Annotated in this window: 21 protein-coding genes and 1 pseudogene; 12 read left to right on the plus strand and 10 right to left on the minus strand. The window is 35.9% G+C overall.

The genetic code is table 11. From position 1 onward, the window contains the following. Positions 1–11: 11 nt before the first annotated feature. Positions 12–1736 carry a 2-succinyl-5-enolpyruvyl-6-hydroxy-3-cyclohexene-1-carboxylic-acid synthase gene (gene menD / locus WJM97_RS09840; RefSeq protein ID WP_353933139.1) on the plus strand — a complete coding sequence of 575 codons (1725 nt, stop codon included), beginning with the start codon at positions 12–14 and terminating at the stop codon, positions 1734–1736. Between the two features lie 28 nt (positions 1737–1764). Here the strand turns inward: menD and gloB are convergent, their stop codons facing one another. After that, complete coding sequence (gloB, locus tag WJM97_RS09845) at positions 1765–2538, minus strand: hydroxyacylglutathione hydrolase (RefSeq protein WP_353932857.1); 774 nt, start codon at positions 2536–2538, stop codon at positions 1765–1767. A 144-nt stretch (positions 2539–2682) separates the two neighbouring features. Beyond that, positions 2683–3849, minus strand: a complete 1167-nt coding sequence (locus tag WJM97_RS09850) for a glycosyltransferase family 4 protein (RefSeq protein WP_353932858.1) — start codon at positions 3847–3849, stop codon at positions 2683–2685. Between the two features lie 750 nt (positions 3850–4599). On the opposite strand from WJM97_RS09850, the gene WJM97_RS09855 reads away from it, so the two are divergent. From WJM97_RS09855 to WJM97_RS09870, 4 genes and pseudogenes are all read left to right on the plus strand, one after another. After that, positions 4600–6849, plus strand: a complete 2250-nt coding sequence (locus tag WJM97_RS09855; protein ID WP_353932859.1) for an ABC transporter ATP-binding protein — start codon at positions 4600–4602, stop codon at positions 6847–6849. Continuing rightward, positions 6848–7369, plus strand: a pseudogene (locus WJM97_RS09860) (glycosyltransferase family 10); the annotation flags it as partial. The gene WJM97_RS09855 and the pseudogene WJM97_RS09860, both read left to right, overlap by 2 nt. 2 nt (positions 7370–7371) lie before the next feature. Then, positions 7372–8382 carry an Npun_R2821/Npun_R2822 family protein gene (locus WJM97_RS09865; protein WP_353932860.1) on the plus strand — a complete coding sequence of 337 codons (1011 nt, stop codon included), beginning with the start codon at positions 7372–7374 and terminating at the stop codon, positions 8380–8382. Between the two features lie 12 nt (positions 8383–8394). After that, positions 8395–9312: an Npun_R2821/Npun_R2822 family protein gene (locus tag WJM97_RS09870; protein ID WP_353932861.1), complete on the plus strand. Its 918-nt coding sequence runs from the start codon at positions 8395–8397 to the stop codon at positions 9310–9312. A 68-nt stretch (positions 9313–9380) separates the two neighbouring features. On the opposite strand, the gene WJM97_RS09875 is transcribed toward WJM97_RS09870, so the two are convergent. The 3 genes from WJM97_RS09875 to WJM97_RS09885 all read right to left on the minus strand — a co-directional run bounded on the left by WJM97_RS09875 (position 9381) and on the right by WJM97_RS09885 (position 14638). Then, the gene (locus WJM97_RS09875) at positions 9381–9755 is read right to left on the minus strand and encodes a hypothetical protein (protein WP_353932862.1); all 375 of its coding nucleotides are present in this window, start codon (positions 9753–9755) and stop codon (positions 9381–9383) included. 23 nt (positions 9756–9778) lie between these two features. Beyond that, a complete protein-coding gene (locus WJM97_RS09880) occupies positions 9779–11503 on the minus strand; it encodes an AarF/ABC1/UbiB kinase family protein (protein ID WP_353932863.1) in 1725 nt (574 codons plus the stop codon). A gap of 561 nt (positions 11504–12064) precedes the next feature. Beyond that, on the minus strand, positions 12065–14638 hold the full coding sequence (locus WJM97_RS09885; RefSeq protein ID WP_353932864.1) for a M1 family metallopeptidase: 2574 nt from the start codon (positions 14636–14638) through the stop codon (positions 12065–12067). 541 nt (positions 14639–15179) lie between these two features. On the opposite strand from WJM97_RS09885, the gene WJM97_RS09890 reads away from it, so the two are divergent. Together WJM97_RS09890 and WJM97_RS09895 are read left to right on the plus strand one after the other, a co-directional pair. Further along, complete coding sequence (locus tag WJM97_RS09890; RefSeq protein ID WP_353933140.1) at positions 15180–16856, plus strand: DUF3352 domain-containing protein; 1677 nt, start codon at positions 15180–15182, stop codon at positions 16854–16856. A 116-nt stretch (positions 16857–16972) separates the two neighbouring features. Further along, on the plus strand, positions 16973–17887 hold the full coding sequence (locus tag WJM97_RS09895; protein WP_353932865.1) for a class I SAM-dependent methyltransferase: 915 nt from the start codon (positions 16973–16975) through the stop codon (positions 17885–17887). A 60-nt stretch (positions 17888–17947) separates the two neighbouring features. Here WJM97_RS09895 and WJM97_RS09900 read toward each other — a convergent pair whose 3' ends face one another. Beyond that, complete coding sequence (locus WJM97_RS09900; RefSeq protein WP_353932866.1) at positions 17948–18820, minus strand: 6-carboxytetrahydropterin synthase; 873 nt, start codon at positions 18818–18820, stop codon at positions 17948–17950. 142 nt (positions 18821–18962) lie between these two features. On the opposite strand from WJM97_RS09900, the gene WJM97_RS09905 reads away from it, so the two are divergent. The 3 genes from WJM97_RS09905 to WJM97_RS09915 all read left to right on the plus strand — a co-directional run bounded on the left by WJM97_RS09905 (position 18963) and on the right by WJM97_RS09915 (position 20985). Further along, positions 18963–20132 (plus strand): SMEK domain-containing protein, encoded by a 1170-nt coding sequence (locus tag WJM97_RS09905; RefSeq protein ID WP_353932867.1) that lies wholly within the window; start codon positions 18963–18965, stop codon positions 20130–20132. A 215-nt stretch (positions 20133–20347) separates the two neighbouring features. Beyond that, entirely contained in the window at positions 20348–20620 is a 273-nt protein-coding gene (locus WJM97_RS09910) for a hypothetical protein (protein ID WP_353932868.1), read from the plus strand. Next, positions 20617–20985 (plus strand): clan AA aspartic protease, encoded by a 369-nt coding sequence (locus WJM97_RS09915; protein WP_353932869.1) that lies wholly within the window; start codon positions 20617–20619, stop codon positions 20983–20985. Before WJM97_RS09910 ends, WJM97_RS09915 begins: the two co-directional genes overlap by 4 nt. 13 nt (positions 20986–20998) lie before the next feature. Here WJM97_RS09915 and WJM97_RS09920 read toward each other — a convergent pair whose 3' ends face one another. Beyond that, positions 20999–21172 (minus strand): DUF433 domain-containing protein, encoded by a 174-nt coding sequence (locus WJM97_RS09920; RefSeq protein WP_353932870.1) that lies wholly within the window; start codon positions 21170–21172, stop codon positions 20999–21001. Positions 21173–21262: 90 nt separating this feature from the next. Further along, positions 21263–21949 (minus strand): DnaJ domain-containing protein, encoded by a 687-nt coding sequence (locus WJM97_RS09925; protein WP_353932871.1) that lies wholly within the window; start codon positions 21947–21949, stop codon positions 21263–21265. Between the two features lie 268 nt (positions 21950–22217). Here WJM97_RS09925 and WJM97_RS09930 point away from each other — a divergent pair, with 268 nt between their 5' ends. Next, on the plus strand, positions 22218–23414 hold the full coding sequence (locus WJM97_RS09930; RefSeq protein WP_353932872.1) for a Rid family detoxifying hydrolase: 1197 nt from the start codon (positions 22218–22220) through the stop codon (positions 23412–23414). A gap of 97 nt (positions 23415–23511) precedes the next feature. Here the strand turns inward: WJM97_RS09930 and WJM97_RS09935 are convergent, their stop codons facing one another. After that, positions 23512–24264, minus strand: a complete 753-nt coding sequence (locus WJM97_RS09935; protein WP_353932873.1) for a Uma2 family endonuclease — start codon at positions 24262–24264, stop codon at positions 23512–23514. Between WJM97_RS09935 and WJM97_RS09940 the strand changes: the two genes are divergently transcribed. Further along, positions 24263–24454 carry a hypothetical protein gene (locus WJM97_RS09940; protein ID WP_353932874.1) on the plus strand — a complete coding sequence of 64 codons (192 nt, stop codon included), beginning with the start codon at positions 24263–24265 and terminating at the stop codon, positions 24452–24454. The genes WJM97_RS09935 and WJM97_RS09940 overlap by 2 nt on opposite strands. Before the next feature lie 396 nt (positions 24455–24850). Here WJM97_RS09940 and WJM97_RS09945 read toward each other — a convergent pair whose 3' ends face one another. Further along, positions 24851–25483, minus strand: coding sequence for a TetR/AcrR family transcriptional regulator (locus WJM97_RS09945; protein WP_353932875.1), 633 nt, complete (start codon positions 25481–25483; stop codon positions 24851–24853). Positions 25484–25615: the final 132 nt, after the last annotated feature.

Here is a 25615-nt window from a genome sequence, read left to right on the forward strand (position 1 = left end):
TTACTAACGGAATGCAAATTGTTTTCAATAATCTTAACCAACTTTGGTCTTATGTAATGACAGAAACCTTATTACGCTTGGGTTTAAGCTGTGCTGTCTTATGTCCCGGTTCTCGTTCTACTCCCCTGACTATGGCTTTTGCAAGACGAGTACCAGATATTGAAGCTATTTCTATTTTAGATGAGCGTTCCGCTGCTTTTTTTGCCTTGGGAAGAGCGAAAGCAATGGGAAAACCTGTAGTATTAGTTTGTACTTCAGGGACAGCGGTTGCAAATTTTTACCCTGCTGTAATTGAAGCCAAGGAAAGTCGCATACCATTATTAATCTTAACTACAGATAGACCAGCAGAATTGCGAGAGTGTCATTCCGGCCAAACTATTGATCAGGTAAAAATATACGGTAATTATCCCAATTGGCAAACTGAGTTAGCAACACCTGTAGTAGATCAGGAAATGTTAAATTATTTACGACAAACAGTAATTCATGCTTGGGAACGTTGTCAATTTCCTACAGCGGGAGTGGTACATTTAAATATACCTTTTCGTGACCCGCTTGTGCCTGTTCCAGATGGGACTGATTTTACATTAGAGTCTGAGGATTTTTTCTCTGGAATAACTCCTCAAAAATTGCCTATTATTAGTTATCAATTACCTCAAGAATGGCAAAAATATCAAAGAGGTATTATTATTGCTGGAGTAGCGCACCCCAAAAAACCTCAAGAATATTGTACAGCGATCGCTCGTCTCTCTCAAGTTCTACAATGGCCTGTTTTAGCTGAAGGACTTTCCCCAGTTAGAAATTATGCAGAATTGAATCCTAATTTAATTTCCACCTATGACATTATTTTACGTGATCAAAAAAATGCTGATGAATTAAGACCAGAAATAGTAATTCAGATCGGTGAAATGCCTACTAGCAAAGAATTACGCAACTGGTTAAAGGTTAGCAATCCTTTATCTTGGGTCATTGATAATTGCAGTCATAATTTAGATCCATTACATAATAAAACCACACATTTAAAAATAGATATTGAAGATTTAATCAATAAAACGGAAGCAATTGAAAATATTAATCAAGGAAATTACCTGGAAAAATGGTGTTATATAGAATCAAAAATTAGACAAAATATTGATGCTGTTTTTGCAAATACAGATGAATTAATTGAAAGTAAAGCTGCTTGGTTAATTTCTCACATTCTGCCTTCACAAACACCGATATTTATAGCTAATAGTATGCCAGTCAGGGATGTAGAATTTTTTTGGAAACCTAATAATTTAGGCATAAAATCCTATTTTAACCGTGGTGCAAATGGTATTGATGGTACTCTTTCTACCGCTTTGGGGATAGCACATACTCAAAAAAGTAGCGTGATGTTAACAGGAGATTTATCATTATTACATGATACAAATGGCTTTTTAATTAAAAATAAATTTATTGGACATTTAACAATTGTATTAATTAATAATAATGGTGGAGGAATTTTTGAAATGCTCCCTGTTGCTAAATTTGATCCACCTTTTGAAGAATTTTTTGCGACTCCACAAGATATTGATTTTGCTCAGTTATGTACTACTTATGGTGTGCAACATGAGTTAATTAAGTCTTGGAAACAGCTAGAAGAAAGATTACAAATTTTACCAATTCAAGGAATTAGAGTTCTAGAAATTAGAACAAACAGAAAAAGAGATGCTCAATGGAGAAAAGAATATTTAGGAAAGTTTGCTAATGATTTATAAGCATTTAATAGACCTATGAAAATAGGGACTAAAATTTATCTTTCATGCTGCGAATTTTCGCAAATGTTTGTACTGGATCAGTCGTTTGTGCTATTCGTTGTAATGATGGTTGATCCCAACGTAAAAAAGGATTAGTCTTTTTTTCTAGACCTAGTAAAGAAGGGACTGTAGATTCTTGATTTTGACGCATAGCTATTACTTCAGAAAAGCGCTTTTGTAATTCCTGGTTTTGACTATCAACTGTTAATGCAAAACGTAAATTCTTTAAAGTGTATTCATGGGCGCACCAGATGCGAGTATGATCAGGTAAAGATCGAAGTTTACTTAAAGAATTTACCATTTGGGCGGGTGTACCTTCAAACAAACGACCACAACCACCAGCAAAGATAGTATCTCCACAGAATAGCTCACCTATCTCACCTGGTGTTACTGGTGGAAAATAGTAAGCAATGTGAGCGCGTGTATGTCCAGGAACAAAAAATACTTCAGCTGTACGGTTAGCAAATTCTACGCGATCGCCATGTTGTAAAAATACCTGCTGTCCAGGAATTCTACCTTTGTCTTCAATTCCTGCATATACCTTTAATTGAGGGAATTTTTGCGCTAATTTCTGATTAGCACCTATATGGTCATGATGATGGTGTGTGTTAAAAATTGCAACTAATTCAGCATCTAAGCGTTTCAATTCCGCTATAACTGGTTCAGACTCTGCTGGATCAACAACAGCAGCAATCTTGTTCTGAGAATCGGATAGCAGAAATATATAGTTATCTGAAAGTGCTGACAGACGAATTACTTGCATTACTTTTACCTCTACATATTTTATGTATGTATATATAGTAATCCTATTTGAGTTATGAACTGGTTTTGGAAACCAACCACAGAGAACACAGAGGTAGGAAAATCAGAAATGTTCATATTTTATTTAGGATTGCTATATTTAGCATTAACATAAATTAGCAATTATCTCTGATATGATACTAGCCATTTTATCTACGCTATACAATTCTATACATCTTTGTCTAGCTTGTTTGCCTTTTTCCTGAGCTTTGTCAAAGTTCTCAAATATCCATTGAATTTTTGTCGCAATTTGCTCTGGCGATTCAGGATTAACAACATAACCTGTATCACCTAAAATTTCTGCAATATCACCAACATAAGTAGATAAAATAGGCTTGGCCATTGCCATACCATCAGTCAGTTTAATGGGAAACTGGGCTTGGGCTGTTAATGTATTTCGCTGGGGAACAACTACCAGATGAGCAGCGGCAACAATTTCTGGCATTTTTTCAGCGGGAAATTGAGGTAGCCGAATAATCCAACGTTCCCATTTTGCCATCAACTGTTCAATATAACCATCACCAATATCTCTACCACCAACAATAACTAATTTGATATCGGGTTGATTGATGATTTCCAAAGCTGTCAAGATGTCTTCCAGTCCTTTATGAGGTCTTGCTGTCCCTGGAAACATTAATACTCGATATTGGGAAAGACCGTAAATTTTCCTACTCACAGATGGATCGTATTTATTGGGATCAAATAAATTTGTATCCTTGCCATTGGGCAGATAGATACCACCAAAGCGGTTTTGTAAAAACTTAGTATCTACTGTAATTGCATGGGCGCGATTGATAAACTTTTCCATCCACTTTAAATACAAAGGATGCTCTGGATATCTTAATGCACCATCACTTTTAAGAATATCTCTAGCTAAAGCTTTGGGTGTAGGATTATATTTCAAATTATTGCCCCCATACCAACTTAATTCCCAATCATCAATATCTAAGATTACTGGACACCTAGTTTGTAAATTTCTTAATAAAGCAACACCAAAACTTGTTGGTCTTGGTTTAACTGCATATACAATATCACCATCAATATTTTTCAATAGTTTACTTACAGAGGATAATACTTGGGGGTATTTATACCCTGGCACAGATATTACTTCTAAATTAGCAGGTGGAACTGGATAGATTTTTTCTCCAAAAATGAATCCCAATACTTTAACGTTACAACCTAATTTTTGCAGTACCTGTGCTAGTAAATAGGCTCTTGTTGCTCCACCTCCAGAAAAATCAGGTGTGAGGATTGAAACATTAAAATTTTTCATTATTTATCTGAAATTAATAATTAGGTTTCGATTGATATTAGATGAAATGATGTTTATAAAGTCAAATACAGACTAATTTACAAATTATCAGTGTTTGTTTTAGCATAGGCTGAATGTTAGCATTTGATGAGTTATCTTGTCTTGTATTCTATCCATAGACTCTTACTCAATTCTCGGTTTTTACCAGAATGGTTTAGTATGAATTGTATATCTAATACAAGTCTTCTCTAGCTAGATTACTGTTGCTGAGGCTAAAGTTACCATAATAATTGTACAAAGAAATGATAAAGTTAGATCCCGATCAGCTTAATCGCTCCCGGTAAAAAATTTTTTCATGAAAATTACCAAAATTTCATTCCTTTTTAACGCGTATATATTTATACTTACGTGCATGAAACAAAAAAATGTATAAATTATGAATTAAAGTAAAGCTCAACCATTACTGAACTACTTAGAAGTGACTTATTTAATATGGTAACTTAAAATACTCGCGGATAGTAATTTTGACGTAATCTGTTTATGCTGTAATCAATTAACCTTTGCCGTTAGATGATGAGGATATTATTGCTGCTAAAGCAAACCAGGCAGTTGATGTCCTTCGAAGAATTTCGGGTGGCATGGCTGTATAATTTCTATATCTGATATACGATATACTGGAAAGAGTTATTAGCATTTTGTAATTAGTGATCAAAATTCACTAATTAAGATTTATTTTGTGTCTTTTAGTTAAATTTAATTTCATCAAACTCAATGTTTAATAGAAATATACTGCTGAAATTTTCTAAACCTTATCCCGGACTGATTGTACTAACAATATTATTAGGATTTTCTGGAGCTTTATTTAATGGTGTTAGTACAGCTTTGATTGTCCCAATAATTTTAAAAATAGTAGGACAAGAAGTAAATCTTCAAGGCGCTCCTGGCATTTTACAACTATTTATAAATCCATTTGATAGTCTGCCAGAAAATTACAAGGACTTAGCAATGGCTGGAGCAATTTTAGGTATTATTACTTTAAAAAATCTAGCTAATTATTTGAATTCAATAACATCTAGTTCCCTCAGTCGGATGATAATATCCGATATGCGAGAAGATGGAATTAGTATGTTGTTGAAGGTAGATATAGATTACTACAACAAGATGAAAGTAGGTGATCTAATTAATCGGCTAGGTTCGGAAATCAATCGTGCATCTGTTTTTATTGGTAACACTATTAGATTAATTACTCTATTAATTACAATTCTAGTTTTTGTTGGTTTGTTATTATCAATTTCTTGGCAATTAACAATTGCTGCAACGTTTGTAATGTTGATACTAACATTTATTAATCAGTTTTTTATTAATCAGTCGAAAAAGTTTGGTAGGCAAATTAGTGATTTTTCTAGGCTTTATTCAATTGCGGTGCTTGAGGTTTTGAATGGAATTAGGTTAGTTAAGTCAACAGGTAATGAGCAAAGAGAATATGAGCGGATAAAAAATTTAATTAGAATTCGCGAAAAATCAGATTTTAAACAGCAGGTAAATTCACAAGCCATTTCTCCATTGAGTGAAGTGGTGGGAATTGCTTGTTTACTGATGATTGTATTTTTGAGTAAAACTTTATTCTCCGAACAATTAACCTCAATTTCTACCATACTCTTGACATACTTGATCTTATTGTTAAGAACGCTACCCTTAATTGCCCAATTAAATAATCTTCGTAGTAGTTTTGCCAACATTACTGCAAGTATAGATGTAGTCAGTGATTTTTTAAGGGTAGATAACAAAGTTTTTATGAGTAATGGGAAACTAACTTATAAAAAATTAAAACGAGGAGTACACTTTCAGTCTATTTCTTTTACATATCCCAACCATGACAGACAGGTACTAAAAGATGTGGATCTATATTTACCTCGTGGTACAACTTTGGCATTGGTAGGTGGTTCAGGTGCAGGTAAGTCTACATTAGCAGACCTTTTACCAAGATTTTATGATCCGACAAGTGGTTGTATTAAGTTTGATGGTATGGATTTGCGAGAGTTTGATTTAGGTTCTGTACGAAAAAATATGGGAATTGTTAGTCAGGATACTTTTCTTTTTAATGATTCAGTCAGGAATAACATTGCTTATCCTAAACCAGAAGCTACAGATGAAGAAATTATCCAAGCAGCAAAACTAGCTAATGCCTATGAATTTATTAGTAAATTACCTCAGCAATTTGATACTGTGATAGGCGATCGCGGTGTGATGTTATCCGGTGGACAAAAACAAAGATTAGCGATCGCTCGCGCACTGCTACAAAATCCAGAAATTCTGATTTTAGATGAAGCTACCAGCGCTTTAGATACGGTTTCTGAACGGCTGGTACAAGCTGCAATTGATGAACTAAGTCGAGATCGCACTACCTTAGTCATTGCACACCGACTTTCTACAGTCCGGAAAGCAGATAAAATTGCCGTCTTAGATCAAGGAAGTGTAGTAGAAGTTGGAACTCATGAAGAATTACTACAGAAAGGTGGTTACTACTCACACTTGTACTCAATACAGTTTGCTAAAAAAACTGATACTTCTGGCAACCGTAACCAAAGCTTACTTCGCATATCTTATGAAATTCGTACCCAACTAAACTCACTAATTGGATTGTTACAGTTATTAATTAATAATTTAATAGACAATGATCAAGAGCGTCAAGAATTACTTGAACAATCTTATAAATCAGTATGGAGAATCATCAACACTATTGATGTTTTTGATGATGTAATTAATCTCCAAATTAAAGGCCAGTTAGTGGCAATTGCTGAACAAAATCATAGCAGCGTTACTGCATATTATCAAAAATTTAGTTGTATATTTGATGAATTTCGATCTGGTCTTAATCCTACACTTTCTTGCCTTCGCACAGTAGCCGATAACGTTACAGACAACTATGAATCCCAAAATCAATTATTGACAGAAGCTTATGAAGTTACTATTTATCTGTTGAAGAATTTAGAAAAATTTGAGCAAACAATTCAGGTATAATGAAATGCCATGTCCAGAAAAAGTAGCTACTTGTAGTTGGATCACTTCAGGAATTAGCCGTACAGCTAATCATCGTCGCCGTTTAGATTTTTTACAATCTTTAGAATCAAGTAGTATAGAAATTGATTTTTATGGAAGAGGTTTACAAAAATGGGTAAAAACTTCAGGAGAACTTGGTAATAAGTGGTATGTTATGGCACCATATCACTATAATCTAGCTATTGGAAATTATGCAGAAAATGATTTGTATGTCAGTGAAAAACTTTGGGATAGTTTACTAGCCTGGTGTTTGCCAATTTATTATGATGGATTAGCAGCCGATAAACTCTTACCACCAGGGAGCTTTTTCAAATTACCTAGTTTAGATGAAAAAGAAATTGCTTATATTCAAGAATTAATTTCTACTCCTAATGCTTGGTATGCTGCTAAAGAGGCGATCGCTCAAGCAAGACAAATTATCTTACACAAATTAAATCTGCTCAACTGGCTATCAGAATTTACAGAAAAAACAGGAAAATAAAAATGAAAAATGGAATCTATACACTAGCCAATGATTATGTTTACAACCAACTGGTTGCCCTACTCAATAGCATTGAAGTTAATGGTGGTGCAAATATTCCTGTCTGTGTAATTGCTTATAATGATCAGATAGAAAAAGTACGAGCAGAAGTAGAAAAAAGACCAAATGTCACCTTATTCAATGATCCAGACATCTTTGCTCGTTGGGAAGAATTCTCTCTGAAAGTATGGGAATCTCATCCCAAAGCTATTCAAAATTGGCGAGAACAAGGCATTACCACTAAATTTTATCGTGTTGGAGAAAATAGAAGATATTGTGCATTTGATCTAGACAGTAACTTTGAAAAATTTATCTACCTGGATGCAGATACATTAGTAATGCAACCTTTAGACTTCATTTTTGATCAATTAGATCATCATGATTTTGTAGTATATGACTTCCAATATAAAGATCCTAGTCATATCTATAACTTATCCTCTCCGAAACTTATAGAAATATTTAGTCAAGAAAGAATTAACTCCGAAATATTTTGTTCAGGATTTTACGCATCAAAAAGGGGAATGTTCCCACCGGAGCAAAGAGACTGGATAATCTCAGAACTACAGTCAGGAGAATCAGATATTTTATATATGTCTGCTCCCAATCAATCTGTTCTCAATTATATGAGAATGAAAAATAACGTCTCATTTTATAACTTTGCACTTAATTTACCTACTGGAACAGCTACAGGTAATGCTGTCAGTTCTCTGCATTTTGAAAACATAGATCAGGTTTTGTACGACAAAGGTAACAGATTAACTTATTTACACTATATTGGCTTATCTTCTAAATTATTCAGTAAAGTTTGTAATGGTGAAAATATTGATTTTCCTTATCGGGATATTTTCTTACACTATCGTTATTTACACGAACCAGAAAAACGTCCAAAATTTACAACTAAGGCCAAAGCTTATAATGCTCCTCCCAGTCTAGGTACAAAGATTTTGAGAAAGTTAGGGTTAGCTAAAAAATAGAGGTTACATTCAATGAACAGAGGAATTTATATCATTGCTAATGATAAGGTGACAGAGCAAGCGATCGCATTACTCAATAGTATCCGATTACATGATTCTGAAACCCCCATTGTCATGATCCCTTACGATGATAATTATCATGCGATCGCTGATACTCTCAATCAACATTATGGTGTAAAAGTCTATGAAGACTTAGATTTTATTGACCGTCTTTCCCACAAGCTACACGAGACTTTCGGAGGTAAATTTTTTGCTCGTCCTAATCAATTTCGTAAACAAGCTTGCTGGTTTGGTCCATTTGATGATTTTTTATATATTGACACTGATATCGTTGTCTTTGAAAAAATCATTGATAACCTGAACTACTTAGAAAATACTGACTTTATATGTTGTGATTATCAACATTTAGGAGGAATAAAAAACGTTTTTAGTCCTAAAGTCTTAGAAGATAAAGTATTTACAGAAACCGAAGTAAAGGAGATTTTCAACGGGGGTTTTTGGGGTTCTAAGAAAAATTTAATTTCCGAACAAGAACTATATGAAATCTTTTCCGAATGTGCAGCAAATACAGAATATTTTGATTTTTCTGAAAAGACTTCTGACCAACCAATTATCAATTATATGCTATTAAAGCGAATACCTCGCCGTTTTAATATTGTCCGTCGAGAAGGTAAGGGTCCAGGAAATTGGGCAGGAACTCCTCATTTCCAGACTCAAGAAAACCTACTATTTGATCCCACAGTTAACCAACCTTTGCAATATTTACATTGGGCGGGGATCAAAATTCAACCAGGTTGCCCTTATTGGAAAATTTGGGAGCATTACCGTAATTTAAACCCTAATTTACCTGCTTATATTCCTCCTCAACCAGTTAAACAAAGTCTATTGAAAAAGACTCTTAAAAATATCAAAAATAAATTAAAACTATAAATTAGTCTTTAATAACAGTATTCAATAGAAACCCCATCCTCAAAAAATTAGGAAGGGGTATTTTATTTTTATGACCAAGAATCTAAATCTAAAGATTGCATTCCGCGACTACTAACAAATTCCAGCAAACTCCCTAACTGAAACCATACAAACACACAAGTTCCCAAACTTAAAGGTAAACCAATACCTAAAGCTAAGACAGAAGGAAAGCCAAATATTTCTAACCCAGAAGACATAAATAAACAAACGCCTCCCGTGATACCAATAAATGGCACTATTAACTGTTTTAAAGAAGTGCTAGATTTGATTGGTTCTTTATTGTCACTTGGCCATTTTTCGACAATTACTTTTAATGTTCCAGATAAAGCAAGACCAGAAGTCAATGCAGTAAGAAAGCCAACCAGTAACAAAATATAGGGTGGTTGTAAAGGGTAGTAATACATGAAAAATCCTGATTGTTATTAAATTAATTTTGATTTGGTGTTTGGTTATTAGCAACGGAAATAAAAGATGTAGCTTTTGGTAGAATTGCAGCTACACTTTCCCGTGAGAACTCTGTTAAAATTCCGACAGCTACATTTAATAAGCGATTTGGTGGTAAGTCATCTTTGACTAATTCCCACAAACGCTGTACTTCATCAGTATGTAAACGATCATCTTCAGTTATTGCTAAAACCAACTGACGACGTAAAAATCTACCTTCTTCTGAGAGTAGATATTGCAAGCCCATTTTGGCAGTAGGTACAACATCAAATTGCTGATCACTACGGGCGATGGAAATTAAGTTCTCTAACCTCTGCCATTGGAATTTACCATCTTTAAATAGTACATTCAATAACCGTCGTCTTAATGCGGGAGATTCTCCAGTTAATAACCGTCGTGCTATGTATGGATAACCTACTTCCACAATTTTAAAGTCGGGGTTGAGGCTTAAAGCAATACCTTCCTGGGTAACTAAGGAACGAATAATTAAAGCAAACTTGGCAGGAACTCGGAAAGGATATTCATACATCAATTCCGAAAATTCGTCGGTGATGGTTTTAAAGTTAAAATCACCCACATTTTTGCCAATGGCATTTCCTAACACTGCTTCTAATGCTGGCACAATAGGAGCAATGTTAGTTTGTGGTGCCAGAAAACCCAGTCTGACAAAGTCTTCTGCTAAGTCAGCGTAATCTTTGTTCACAAGATGAACTAAAGCATCTACCAATGTTTCTTTTGTGCTTTCCTCTAACTGATCCATCATGCCAAAGTCTATATAAGCCATACTACCTTGGCCAATAGCAAATAAATTACCTGGATGGGGATCTGCATGAAAGAAGCCGTATTCTAATAATTGCTGTAAACCAGACGTTACACCGATCTGAATAATGCTTTCAGGATCTAACCCTGCTTGGCGAATACTTTCTGTGTCTGTAAGTTTGAACCCGTTAATCCATTCTAAAGTTAATACACGGGTGCTGCTATAAAGCCAATAAATACTAGGGACTTTTACATGAGGATCGTCGCGGAAGTTACTGGCAAACTTTTCTGCGTTACGACCTTCATTAATGTAATCAACTTCTTCAAATAGCTTTGTGCCAAACTCATCTACAATTAATGTTAAGTCATGGCCAAGATTTAGGGGCAACCACGGACTAAGCCAAGTAGCTGCCCAGCGCATTAGATATAAGTCTTTGGTGATGACTGGACGTAGGTGGGGACGTTGTACTTTTACTGCTACTTCTTCACCAGAGATTAAGCGGCCTTTGTAAACTTGACCTAAACTAGCTGCGGCTACGGGTTGAGGTGAAAGTTCACTAAATATCTCGTCTATGGATCTGTCAAGTTCAGTTTCAATGATATGCCGCGCTAAGTCATTATCAAAAGGTGGTAACTGATCTTGTAGCTTCACAAGTTCTTCTAGAAAGTCTTTACGAATTAGGTCTGGCCGAGTGGAAAGAGCTTGGCCAACTTTAATAAATGTTGGTCCTAGTCGGGTGAGCAGTTGTCGTAGTTGGATAGCTCGTTTACCCTGATTCTGCTCAACTTGATTTTGCCATTCATCCCACTTGAGGCTGAGTATAAAGCCTGCAAAAGAGAAGATGATTTTTAGCAGTCTGCCCCAAGCTAACCAGGGACGGTAACGATAGTAACGGGTGATCGTGTCTGGATTATACTGCTTTAGTTGAGCAGGTTGATACTGACCCACGCCTTTATTTGCCTCTACAACTGGGATTTTGATCAGACAACTGTGGTAGTTTGCACACCGACTCACAAGCTAGTTGTTAGTCAAGGCAATGATTAGTATCTAAGTATTACTACTACCATCAGTAATTTCTATGCAGTCTAGTTATTGCTCTTTTACCTCTACGGTTGATAGCGCTAACCCTATTATCAGCTTGTCTCGCTATCTACTCTCAAGGGTAGATGGCAAAGTTCTGTTATTTCTAGCTAAAGTTAGAAATTTAGCTAGACTCATGTTTAGGTGCTATCGGGCAAGTTTTGCCTACTTTTACTGCCTAGAATTTATTTATTTCTTAATTATACTTCATAAAAGTACAACTTTCTCTCTTGAGACAATCCAGATAAGAGTATTTTATCTTTTCTTAATAATTATTAGAAGTAAACATAAATATTGATTCACGTTTGTTTACTTTTATTTAGTTTAAAAAATTAACATTTACGCAGAAAAGGATGTTTGCCGAAATAACTATTACCAACCACCGAACCTTACGGTTATGGTGGCGGTAATTTTAAGTAGGTTTTCTACCTATTTTGTTCTAGCCTCCAAATTTTCTAACCTGCTTTTGAGTTCTTGATTTTGTTGTTTTATTTGGTTGAGTTCTTCACGCATCTGCCGGAAACTTTTTTCAGTCCCGATGTTGTTTTGTACTTTGGAGATTTCTTCGTCAGCGTAACGACGAACTCTCCCATCAGCGGTTTGATTGGCTAAAGCTTGGAGAATACCAATTGCTTTGGGGATTTCCATTTGTCCTAAAGCTGTCACTACTGCTACTTGGGTTAAAAAGAAGGTTTCTTTGGCTATTTCTGATAATCGGTCTAAAATCCTTTCTATATTCACAGGAGTTTGGCCAACGGAGATTTTACCTAAAGCGCGAATAGCAGATAAACGTAATGCTTGGGACACACCTTGTTTACTGTATTCCAATAGTAGATTTAAGGCTGATTCTGAGGTTTTGAATTCAGCTAAACCTGCGATCGCGCCGCTTCTGACTACTTCATTCCAACCTGCCTTTTCTTCTAAAACAGATTTGAGGAGCTTGATCACTTTTTCTGCGTGGGGTTTATCATCTAAGTTAGCAGATGCAATTGCGCCAACACTACGACAAGCAGCAGCTTCGACATAGTAACTAGCATCTCCATCCTGGACAAATTCTTTCACAGCTTTATAACTAGCATGGGTTTTGATTTGTGCTAGAGACTCAACCACAGAACGCCGGACAAAAGGACTCTGATCTTTTAAACCAGTTACTAAACCATCAAAAGCTTGATCTAACTTAATTTCTGCCAATTGTTTAGCTACCTCAACCCGCACTCCCCAAAAAGGATCTTTTTGCAAAGCTGCGGATAGAGACTTAACAATTTCCAAACCACCTTTTTTAGCTAAAGCTTCCGCTGCATAGATGCGAGAAATAGGATTTGGATCAAATTCCAACTGTGCTTTTAATTCTGGGATGGGATATTCCAAAACTACAGTTTTGAGATAATTATTACCTACGTCAAAGCTAATAAAATCTGGTTTTTCTGTGAGTGGGAAATAAAAACTTTGTTCCCGTTCATTGATGCGGACAGTAAAAACTTGTAAATCTGTATTCCTTTGTTTGTAACCAAAACCAATGGGAATTTTCAGGTCAAATAAATCCTTTTCATCACTAGCTTGGGTTTGGGTAACAGTCACCTTTGCTAACTTACTATCTCCATCCCAAGCATAAGCAACTTTAAAATCGGGATGACCGCCACGATAAACATATTGGTCAAATAAGAAAGTTAGATTACGTCCGGTAGCTTTTTCAATGGATCTTAATAAATCCACTGTTTCCACAGTTTGGTGAGCATGATCTTGAACAAACCGATGGATAGCTCTCCAGAATAATTCCTCTCCCAATTCTGCTCGGATCATGTGATAAACACAAGAACCTTTTTCATAGATATGGCGGTCGTAAAGTTCAATAGCTTCCCGGTAAACATGAGTGACCATTGGCCGACGGTAGCGACTACCATCTTCACTTAAATAACTGCAAGCTTCCAATAGACGATAATAGGCAGCTTCATCATCACCATATTCATGTTCTGTCCACATGACCTCAGAATAGGAAGCCATACCTTCCTTAATCCAAGCATGAGACCAATGTTTAATCACCAGTAAATCTCCAAACCACTGGTGTGCTAGTTCATGAACTACTAAACTTTCGGTGTTGCGGTTGTCTAATAATGCTCTTTCATCTAGCAAACATCGGTCTGTTAACAGAGTGGTGGAGGTGTTTTCCATTCCCCCAAAGATAAAATCATCTACACAGACCTGAGCATATTTGGGGAAAGGGTACGAATAACCATATTTTTCGCTCAAGAATTCGATCATGCGGGGTGTTTTTCCCATGCTACGTTGAGCGTCGGCTTTTCTACCCTTTTCTACATAATAGGTAACAGGTTTACCTTGCCACTCATCATGAATTTCAGCAAAGTCACTAACAGCTAAGGTCATCAAATAAGTGGGATGAACCTGTTGTTGTGACCAATGGTAGATTTTATACTCGCCATCATCTACCGTATCAATCAGTTCACCGTTAGAAATAGCGATTAATGGTTTGGGTACACGCACCCGAATTTCTGAAGTAGATAATTGTCCTGGGTAGTCAAAACAAGGAAACCAATAACGAGAATCTTCGTCTTCTCCTTGAGTCCAGACTTGAGTAGGTTTATGGGGATAGTGTTTGTCTGGTTGAATAAAATAAATACCACGTTGGGGTTTTTCAACAGAGTAGGCGATCGCAATCAAAAATCTATCATCTATTTTTGTGGGTTGGGATAGATGAATACACAGTTTTTCCCCATCATATTCAAAATGCTGTGGTACTTCATCCACTTTGACAGATTGAATATTTAAGTTGACAGCATTTAAAGTCAAACTTTCAATATTATTACGTATAGGTAAGATGCGAATACTACAATTACCATGGTAGCTTTGGTGGGGAATATCCAAATTGAGGTCTAAGAAAATATGTTCTACCTGCCCCGGTCTATCGGGATTATAATGTGGTTTTGCCCCTGGTAATTCAAAAGATTTGTGTCTTTTATTCTCTGTATCAAAATAAAAATGCGACATTGATTGTTACTGACCTTGTAATCCTGAAACTTATACACAAATATTGGTCGTAGATGCCTCTCCCCAATCAAAATAGTCTTTGATCAGGATTGTTGCTTGAGTGTTATGATTTACATCAATTTCCTCCTGTTAATCCCAAATTCCCATCTGTTTGATGTTATCCAAGATTCTACACTTTTACATGATTAGCACTAGAGTATCTAGTATCACGCTGCATTACCACAGTGTACATTGAGGCAATCTATTTCCTTTGAGTACAAATATTACCAATTATTTTTATAGCTTAGAACAACTTGTGACTATAATTTGACTATTTTTGGATATCAACTCAAGAATATCATTTACGGATTTCCCTGTGACTGTGGTGAAGTATTTTTTAAAGTTCCTAGAAAATTGTTAGTGTGTAGAAATACTAATTTTGTCAGTAAATGCCGATAATTTTGTAGGAATAAGTGATAAAACTCCTTAAAAACGATTATTACTGTTGCTACTTACTAATTAATCTTTTCAGTAAATAAGGATTTTAACCATGTCTGAAACCATACCTGAAAGTAAATCTAAATTTTTAGTTCCTGTCGTTAGTGCTGTCATAGTTGTAGCAGGAGGTATCGCGGCTTATCTATATTTCAAAAATCCTGGTGGTAACAACTTAACTCCTATGGGTAGTGCCAAAATAGTACCTGCTAATGCTTTGATGGCTACCTATGTTAATACTAATGCTGAATCTTGGCAAAGGTTACAACAATTTGGCACTCAACAGGCTCAAGATTTAGTAGCCACAAGGGTAAAAGATTTTCAGCAGGATTTATTCAGTGATGGCAATATTTCTTATGATACAGACATCAAACCCTGGATCGGTGGTGTCATGATTGCTGCGTTACCACCAACACCTGCTACAGCTACATCAACTGAGAAAAATACATCTATTCAGGCGGAAAAAGAACCAAATATATTACTGGTAGTAGGTATAAAAGATAAAATCAAGGCTTTAAATTTTGCTAACAAATTAAAACAACAAAAAAATTCTCAAATTCAAGAATCTGAATACAAAGGTCAGACAATTATTGCTCGTCAAGGCAGTAATCAGCCTACTTATGCAGCAGTATTAAATAACACTCATATACTGTTAGCTCCAGAAAAACAAACTGTAGAAAAAGCTATTGACACATATACAGGAGAGCCTTCTTTTGCTACTAAGGAAGGAGCAAGTAGTATTTTAACTAAAGGTGTTGATCTGCAAAATACCTTGGCTCAAATTTATATCCCAGATCATGCCAACGCAGCAGAAAAATTAGCAACTTTAAACCCTCAAGGTAGACCATTACAACCTGAAACCATAGCACAACTAAAACAAGTAAAATCCTTAGTAGCTGGTATTGGTATTGATGATGCAGGATTACGATTCAAAACAATAGTTAACTTAGATCCTAAATTAAGCAAATTTCAGTATCAAAGTAGTCCAGCGAAAATAGTTAGTAAATTTCCCAGTGATACTATTGCCTTATTAACTGGACAGAATATTAATGGTAGTTGGCAAACTTTTTTAGAACAATCAAAAGATACTCCTGAGATTAAACAGGGAGTTGAGCAAGCACGTGGACAAATAAAACAATTTTTCAATCTTGACCTAGATAAAGATATTTTTAGTTGGATGAATGGAGAATTTGCTCTAGGTGCGGTGAAATCCGATCAAGGTTGGTTGGCAAATCTAGGATTTGGCGGTGCGATAGTATTTGATACTAGCGATCGCAAAACAGCAGAAGCTACTTTCACTAAACTAGATGATCTAGCTAAAAAACAATCATTGAATGTCACTCAAAAAAACATGGGTGGTAAAAATATCACAGAGTGGGACGCTCCTTTCCAAGGATCTTTAATAGCACATGGTTGGTTAGATCAGGACACCGTATTTGTAGCCATTGGTGGACCAATTGCCGCAACTATAGCAGATAACAAAGATAAAACTCTTGATCAGAGCGAGACATTCAAAGCTGTAACTGGTTCTTTACAAAAACCCAACGGTGGATATTTTTACTTGGATATGGAGAAAACTACTTCATTGATTAATCGTTTTGTTGCAGCCGATCAACCCGTTACCTCAGATATCAATGCTATTCTGGGTTCTATCAATGGTTTTGGTGTAACTGTCAATAGCACCGATAAATCTACTTTCCAAATGGAAATGTTGTTAGCTTTAAAACCAAGTAGTTCTAAATAGGCCTTGGACATGGGACAGAATCAAGTCAAAAGTCAAGATTAAAGAACTCCCGACTTCCTGAACTTCTGTCCTTTGTTACCTGCTGTAAAATAAAGCTGTTCAACTTGGCAAAAATTATGACTAATTCTATCAAAACTCCTCCTGACTTAACTTCCCGCTTAGTGAATGGTATTCTTTCTATTCAGCCTTTGTTTAACCTGGCCAAGCATCAAGCCAGACAAATGATGATTAAACGGGCTAAAAAAATAGGTGTACATTGGCATCAAGAAGTAGAAAAATTACAAGCACGAAATTGGGAAAATGATTTAGCAAAAGTGCAAAATCTGAAAATTACTTATCCAGAATATTATGTTACTTCTTTCCATGCTTATGAAGAGGGAAATCTTAGTTGGCAAGCTGCTTTTGAAGTAGAGTCTGCTGCTTATGCAGTCCATGCTAAAATTTGGCAGGATTTCCAAGCTGAAGGTGATGCCAAACTACGGGAAAGTTACCACAATATTCTTAAAAGTTCTATTGCTCAACCACCACAAGATATTTTAGATTTAGGTTGTAGTGTGGGGATGAGTTCCTTTGCGCTACAAGAAATTTACCCCCAAGCCAAAATTACTGGTTTAGATTTATCTCCCTATTTTTTGGCTGTCGCTAACTATCGTTCTCAACAACATCAAGCAAATATTAATTGGGTTCATGCTCAAGCTGAATCTACAGGATTAGCAGATAATGCTTATGATTTAGTGTCTATTTTTCTTGTATGTCATGAATTACCCCAATCAGCAACGAGAAAGATTTTTGCAGAAGCAAGAAGGGTTTTGCGTCCGGGTGGTCATTTAGCAATTATGGACATGAATCCAAAATCAGAGATATACAAAACAATGCCCACCTACGTTTTTACATTGCTCAAAAGTACCGAACCTTATTTAGATGAATATTTCACTTTAGATATTGAGCAAGCTTTAGTTGAGGCTGGTTTCCAAACTCCTACCATCACTATTAATAGTCCCCGTCACCGGACTGTCACTGCTCAGGTGTAAATAAAAATATGAATAAAATAGATCCCCGAATTATTTGTAAAATCGAGGAATCTAATTATTTTAAACTCTTGCTAATTCTGGTTGATTTACAACTGCGTTAACAGAGGTTTTGTCTGAGTCAGCAGCGTAAATTTCACAGGAATTATTGGGGCTTTCAATGAGTTTAACTTTGTGAAGTGTTGCCCCTATTTCTTGAATAGGCGATCGCAAGGTATTACTAATATAAAGAGCGATGTTTTCCGCTGTGGGTACAATTTTGGCAAAGAAAGGAATATCTTTGTTTAAAAAGCTGTGATCGAAGGGTTCTACTATATAATCTGCGATTACCTGATTTAAAGCCCCTAAATCAACAATCATACCCGTGCGAGGATCAATTTCTCCTCTGACGGTAACTTCAAGATGGTAGTTGTGTCCATGTCCATTCACACGAGCGCATTTACCGTAAATTTCTGTATTTTTTTCTAAACTCAAATCAGGATGCGCTAGTCTATGAGCGGCACTAAAGTGAGTGCTAATACTGAGATGTGCTTCCATTCCGTTACCCATATAATCTGCCCAAAGTTCAGGATGTTCAAATAACTGCACCTTTACTATAGGTAAGTGCGGTGCTAATTTTTGCCAGATCACCCTGGCGATATTTTCCGTGGTGGGGAGAGTTTGTTGAAATTCGGCCCACGCATCATTAAGATAAGAAAAATCTAGTTGACTGGTAATTTCCCGTTTAATCACTTGTTTGACATCAGACAAGTTCAACACCATACCATATTCATCTAGTTCCCCAAGCAGAGAAATAAATAAAACATAGTTGTGTCCGTGTCCGGGAAATTTCGAGCATAGACCGAATTTCTCTACATTCTCGGTTTCACTCAGTTCTGGCAACCAATAACGATGGCTGGCCGAAAACTGAGCGCGTCGGTTGACAATACATTGCATGAGTACACTGGGGACAGATTTTAAAATTTCTTAATCTTTCACTTCACATAGTGTAATCTAATTTGCGACTTCTAGGTCAATAAAATGGGGAATTTTCATAATATTTTCGTATAATAACCATCTAAGTAGAACTTGCTGCGTTGTGGACAACACTACATTTAGTTTATCTGTTAGAGTTAAAACAACTACAAATTTATTTATTGACTTTGTAAATAATAAGGAGCAATGCGTGATTACTAGGGGTTATTTTATAGGTGAAATAATAGATGAACTAGCCAATATTGCTCATCAAGTGGATAACAGATGCAAATTAGGCTTAACAGACCTAAATAAATATCTTGAGGATTTCTTTAAAGAAATATTGAATAGACTACTTGATTTCCACTTAGAAAATCTCAATAATGAAAGAAGCAATGCGCCTGGTTTAGATTTAGGTGATGCTTTAAACCATATAGCATTTCAAATTACATCACAAAAAAAATCGGATAAGATTAATGACACTCTCAATACTGTTTTGGAACATAATATTCAAGAATATAATGATATTTATATACTAATAATTGGCTACAAACAGAAAAGTTACGCAGAGAAGAAGGAACTTTGGAATAAATTAAATTTTAAAAAGGAAAATATTTGGGATATCAACACCATTTGTAAAGAAGTAATTGATCTTCCTCTCGATAAATTACAATCTATTCACCAGTACATAAAAAAAGAGGTTATCAGGGTAAAAATAGAGTTAGAGATACCAAATCAAGACGGTGAATTTGCTACAAATATCAAAAATTATATTGAGCCAATAGCAAAACCTAAATTTAATGAAAATTCACTTAAAGTTTATTATGAATATTACATCCATAATAATTTTGGAGGAGATGATTACTCAATGGATGATATAAAACAGGCGTTTGATTTTTTAGCTAAGGAACTTGCCAAGTTACCTCGCATAACACGAGAATTTTATGCTTTCCTTCTTGAAAGGATGGATGAAAATTCTTTGCAAGAAGCACATGGAGGTAAATTTTATTATCGTTTTAATGAAGATAGACTGAGAAGAATCTGTAGATATAATGATATTGATGGAGAAATTAGATTGCTTACAAAGCATGAATTTATATCTTGGGATAATCCTATTCCTATTGATGAAGAGTATTATACAGGGTGGACTGAATCTTCATATCGTATTTACATTCCAGGGGATTCTAAAAGTTATATTTTTAAGAATTTTATTGTAGATTTGGTAGATTTTATAGATAATAAAAATATCGGTTATCAAAAACCCATAGTAAATCTCGATTTTAGTAGTTTTTAGTTTGTGGTTTGGTTGTACTCTAAAATAATTTGACTAATCTCTTCCAATCTATAAAATTACTAATCTTCTTTTCTTCTTACTTCGCGCTCTTCGCGTCTTCGTGGTTTATTAAATTAAACATTCTTTCAGCACGAAGAGATTAACTCATGATTCTAGCTTCTGTATTAGAATGAATGTAGGAATTCACTAAAAACTTTAATTTGTAAATTAGCTCTATGCCTTACCCTAAACTGACTGGTGAAGAAATTACCAAACGTGGCCAAGAACTCTATGAGCAAATTATCCGTTCTCAAATAGAGACAGCAGAAAATATTGGTAAAATTATTTCCATTAACGTAGAAACAGGAGAATATGAAATTGGTGATGATTTAATAATTACAAGCCGCAAACTACAAACTAAACAAGCAGATGCACCAATTTGGGCGGGAAGAATTGGCTTTAACGCAGTTTATGCTGTTGGTGGTACATTAATCAGGACAAAAGAGTGATAAATGGAAATGTAGTTGGGCTGCAAGCTCGAATTAATGTAATTTTTAATTTATCAGAAGGATTAAATATAGAAATCGGATGTGTCGTTGATACAGGATTTGAAGGTTTCTTGACTTTACCAGCAGATGCAATTACAAAAATGGGGCTACCCTACCTCGCTCGTATAGATGCAAATCTGGCTGATAATTCTAATGTTCCAGTCAATGTTTTTTTAGCAAATATTCTCTGGAACGGTAAACAGAGGGAAGTTCCTGTGCTGGCAATGGGTCGTCGTCCTCTGATTGGGACTGCCCTACTTGAAGATTATCATCTTAGTATAGATTTCTATAATGGCGGTACGGTGATAGTTGATGAGATACTGTAATTGTGAGCATGGTTTAACTACAAGCACGAATATCTTCAACTTCTAAGTCTGGATAATACTCTTGAATAATTGTCTCAAATGAAAGTCCTTCTTTCACAAGTTCAAGAATACTTTGGACTGTAATTCTTGTACCTGATATACATGGTTTACCAAAGTGAATTTGTGGGTTAACAGAAATTCTTTCCATAATATTTAAACCTATATGAATACCATTATATCATAAGTCTCAATCCGTTAAATATTTGATGTATAAAAATTTCTGATTTCTTACCATTTTTCAACTAACCGATTCTTGCGCTTCCCGATGCAATCTTTTAGCTATCCTAAATAATTCTTGACCTGTGTGTAAATAACGTTCATCGTAACTTAACGGAAAATACGCCAACTCTTCTATTCCGTCTGCAACTTGACTCAAACAGTAATAAATATGCGCTGCTGCTGCGGCAAAATTAGGAGGATTTGGTAGAGAACGAAACTTAAATTGAGCGTCCTTCAAATCTTCTCGACAGGAATCTAAATAATCCTGAAATTCATCTAACAACTCATCATCAAAAGGGTCTGCGGCTAATTCCTCAATTTGCGCTTCTAAAGAACTGAGAATAGTTAAAAGAATCCTATTTACTGGTTTATAAACCCGACGCAACCATTCTTCAATTTGTTCATCAGCATCTCTTCCCGTTGGTCTGGTTTTTCGGTAAGGTTTTTGCTCAGAATTGCGCTTTGGTTTGGGAATAGTTGATTTTTGAAAATTATGACGCAGTTTTTGGTCGTATTGATGACGATTTTGAGCGTCACCTAAAACCTCATAAGCAGCATTAATCCTAATAATTTCCTCATGATTAGCCGTTTCCTGATGACTATCAGGATGAAACATTTTGACCAAACGGCGATATGCTTGTTTAATCTCCGCTTGGCTGGCATTAGCTTTAATTTTCAGGATTTCGTAATGGTTAGAATCTGCCATGATTAAATTATTAGTTAACAGTTATGGTAAATTCAGTTATTATTTATCAGTCTATTCACTTTTAACTGCCTCAGAAGGTAGTTTAACACTGAAATACCTGTTGAGTCTTTTTCTTTGGGTCATAATAGCACTGCTGAATATTTTCATGGTTTCATTTACTCTTGATTTAACTTTTTTGTAATATAATCACTAGACAATATCAATATAAATACTTATATTGCACCGTTCGGCGTTGTTTTATACTTGTATCAGTATTTAATGGTGCTGTATGGACGCTGAAGAACTTTTAGAAAAATACGCGGCTGGGGAACGGAAATTCCATTCTGTAAATCTGAGAGGGGTAGACCTTAAAGGTGTGGATTTGAGTGGAATAGACCTGACAAGTGCAGATTTAACAGGTGTAGAATTGAATGATGCTAACCTGACTAAAGCCAATCTTCACAATACAAATCTCACCAGGGCATCTTTAATAAATGCTAATTTGAGTGAGTTGGTGAATGGTTCTAGTTTAAATTTTACTTGGGCTGACTTGAGTGCTGCTAATTTAAGCAAAGCAAAATTAGATGGTACAAATTTTAGTAATGCTAACTTGGATAAAGTCAACTTCAGAGGTGCTACTCTACACTCTGCAAATTTTACTAACGCTGACTTGACTAATTGTGATTTGATTCAAACTAATAACTTAAATAATGTCACAATTAAAAATACCAATTTTAAAGGATCAAAACTTCGAGGTGTTAATCTAGCAAATAAAGATTTATCAGGTATAAATCTGGCTCATGCTGATTTGAGTGCAGCAAATCTCAATGGTGTAAATTTCCGAAAAACTTGTTTACAAGGAACAAATTTAGAACGAGCAGATTTGCAAAAAGCTGATTTAATGAGAGCAAATCTCGATGGTACAAACTTGAGACGAGCAGATTTAACCGGCGCAAATATCTACGGTGCAACCTTTCACAAAGCTGACCTCACAGGTGCGATAATGCCAGATGGAGAAGTTTACACAACAGATGTTGATTTGGACTTCATGAAACCAGATGCACCATTACCAAAAGAAATAAGAGATATTTCCATGACTCGTCAAGTTATCCGTACCGATAAAGCACCTGCACCAGTTGGACCATATAACCAAGCTATTTTAGCTTCTGGACAAATGTTATTTGTATCTGGACAAATAGCAATTGATCCTCGGTCAAATACAATTGTTTATACCGATGATATCACTAAGCAAACTGAACAGGTAATGAAAAATATTGAAGCTATTCTGACAGAAGCTGGCGTTACATTTAATGATGTAATTAAAACTGGTATATTTTTAGCTGATATGAATGATTTTGCCACTGTAAATCAAATTTATGGTAGATATTTTGACCTAGAAACAGCCCCAGCACGTGCTTGTGTACAGGTTTCACGTTTACCTAAAGATGTGTTGGTCGAAATTGAGTGTATTGCTGTAATTAATTGATAGCAGTAGATTTGATTGCCGTTAGGTAAAATATGAGCGGGCAAGATGCCCGCACCACAAGAGTTTTATAATTTGGTGGACATTGTCCACGATACTTTTAATTTTCTGGTTCAATACCTGCTGCACGCAGTTGTGCGGCTAGTTTCTCTGCACGTTGTTTTTCCTGTTCAGCACGTTGTTTTTCTTGTTCAGCACGTTGTTTTTCTTGTTCTACTAACTCGGAACTCCACAACAGCAGATTTCCTTGTTCATCCCACCATCTCAACCATTTGGTGGTGAATCCTTCCCTTGTACCTTCCCAAATACCAAGATAAAGTTTCATTTCCTCTATCCAGTAACGTTGGTTTTGATTAGGCGTTTCTATTTTGTATTGTTCGCTGTTTTTCTCTAAGCGATAAACTTCTAATTCTCCCCTGTCTGGTTCAAAGATAATATAGTTAGGAACTTTTAAAATTCTTTCATAAAAAAACCATTTTCCAGGTGGATAAGTTGGTTTATTGGAATATTCTGTTCCGTCGGTATCGGAAATAAATTCCATCACAATAACTGGAATGTCTCCCTGTAGTTGGGGTGTGTAACTACGATAGACTTCTTGCTTTGTTGTGTTGATTTCGGGAATATAAGCCCAGTCAGGTGCTTTAACGACAATTTTGCCGTTTAACGTGGCACAGATACCGTAATTGGTTGTTGTGAGGCAATTGGGAGGACGTTTACCTGCTAGTTGGAGGCTCTCAGTTAGGGCTGCGGCTTGGGCTGGTTGGTAGATGTTGTCCACTGGGTCATCTGGGAGAATGTAATCATCGGGTAATTTTTCCCAAGTGATTTGGTAGTCTTGGGTGGTGATGATCATGGTGGGTATTTGTGTTTTCAGGTTTATCAATGATTATATCAAATCATCTAATTCATCAGGATTAACACCTAATTCACGTAATTTTTTAGCTGACTATACTTGTGCTACAATTACCAGTATTCTTAACCCGGATTTCTCACAAGAAGAAAAAATCATTGATGAAAAGCCACAGCAAGTGGCATTTATTTGATACATGAAGCGCGGCGATGATAAAAAATAAATGTCACCTGATACTCGGCTCATACTTTATAACTGTTGAAATGCTTTCTATATATACATTTTCTCAGTTTTTGACCCCTTTTTTTTATTTCTTTGTGAGAAATCCGGGTGTAAGTGTTGAGGTCACACTTTGCCGTGGATGGTTTGGTAGTTACTCTGATTGTCCATGCCCTCAATAGAGACAGTGTAAATTATCTATCTTTCCAGTCCCCTACTGCTAGCGATCGCTTATTTTTTCCCGTTCTCACTACTTCATTTATTGTCTCATTTGTCAATGGGTAAGTTCTGAAAACCTGTCTCTTGTTTTTCTTGGAATAATTTATTCTTTGGAAGTCCCTTACTGATAGTTATCAGAACTGAGATTAATTCAACATTGCATACCCGGACTGAGAAACTTAACGAGTCGCTCTGTTGCATTTTGAATATCTTGGGAATTTGTGTTCTGGAGCAGTGCAAATGGTTGCCCAGCTTCAGCTAGCACTCGAATTAAAGCTGCAATTACCAAATCAAACTTCCAGTTAATCTGTGATCGCGACTGCTCAGGAAGTGCGCGTTGCAACACATCCAAAAAAGCCTTAGTAGACACAGCAAATTCTCCCGCGGCAATACTCTTGATTGGTTCTGGTTCAGTTTGACAACGCCCCATAAATTGAGCGCGCACCAGCAGGTTATCTTTATCTTGGGCTAAAATTTCTAGATTGGGTTTTATTAGTGCAGTCAATATTGCTTCCACCGATGGCATTTCCTGCCCTGCCTGAAGCTGTTCTAGCAGTGCTAATTCTTGCTCAACCAATGGACGAGCAAACCGCGCAACCACAGATCGAAACAAATCTTCCTTTGAACCGAAGTGGTAATGAACAGCAGCCAAGTTCACCCCTGCCTCACTCACTAGATTACGTAATGTTGTTCCAGCAAAGCCTCGCTCGGCAAAAAGGCGTTCAGCAACACTGATGATTTGTTCTTTGGTATCAGTTGTCAGACTAACCACAATTTTCTGCATTAGTTCAAACTTTGTCAATTGTAACTGAGAATTTGCGAGTGACTATATGAATCTAGCTTTTTAGCTATTTGAGATTTTCACCTTGCAATTTATTCAAACATACGTTTTAATTATATCAGACCAACGTTTGAA

It is taken from the genome of Okeanomitos corallinicola TIOX110, assembly GCF_038050375.1.
Lineage (GTDB): Bacteria > Cyanobacteriota > Cyanobacteriia > Cyanobacteriales > Nostocaceae > Okeanomitos > Okeanomitos corallinicola.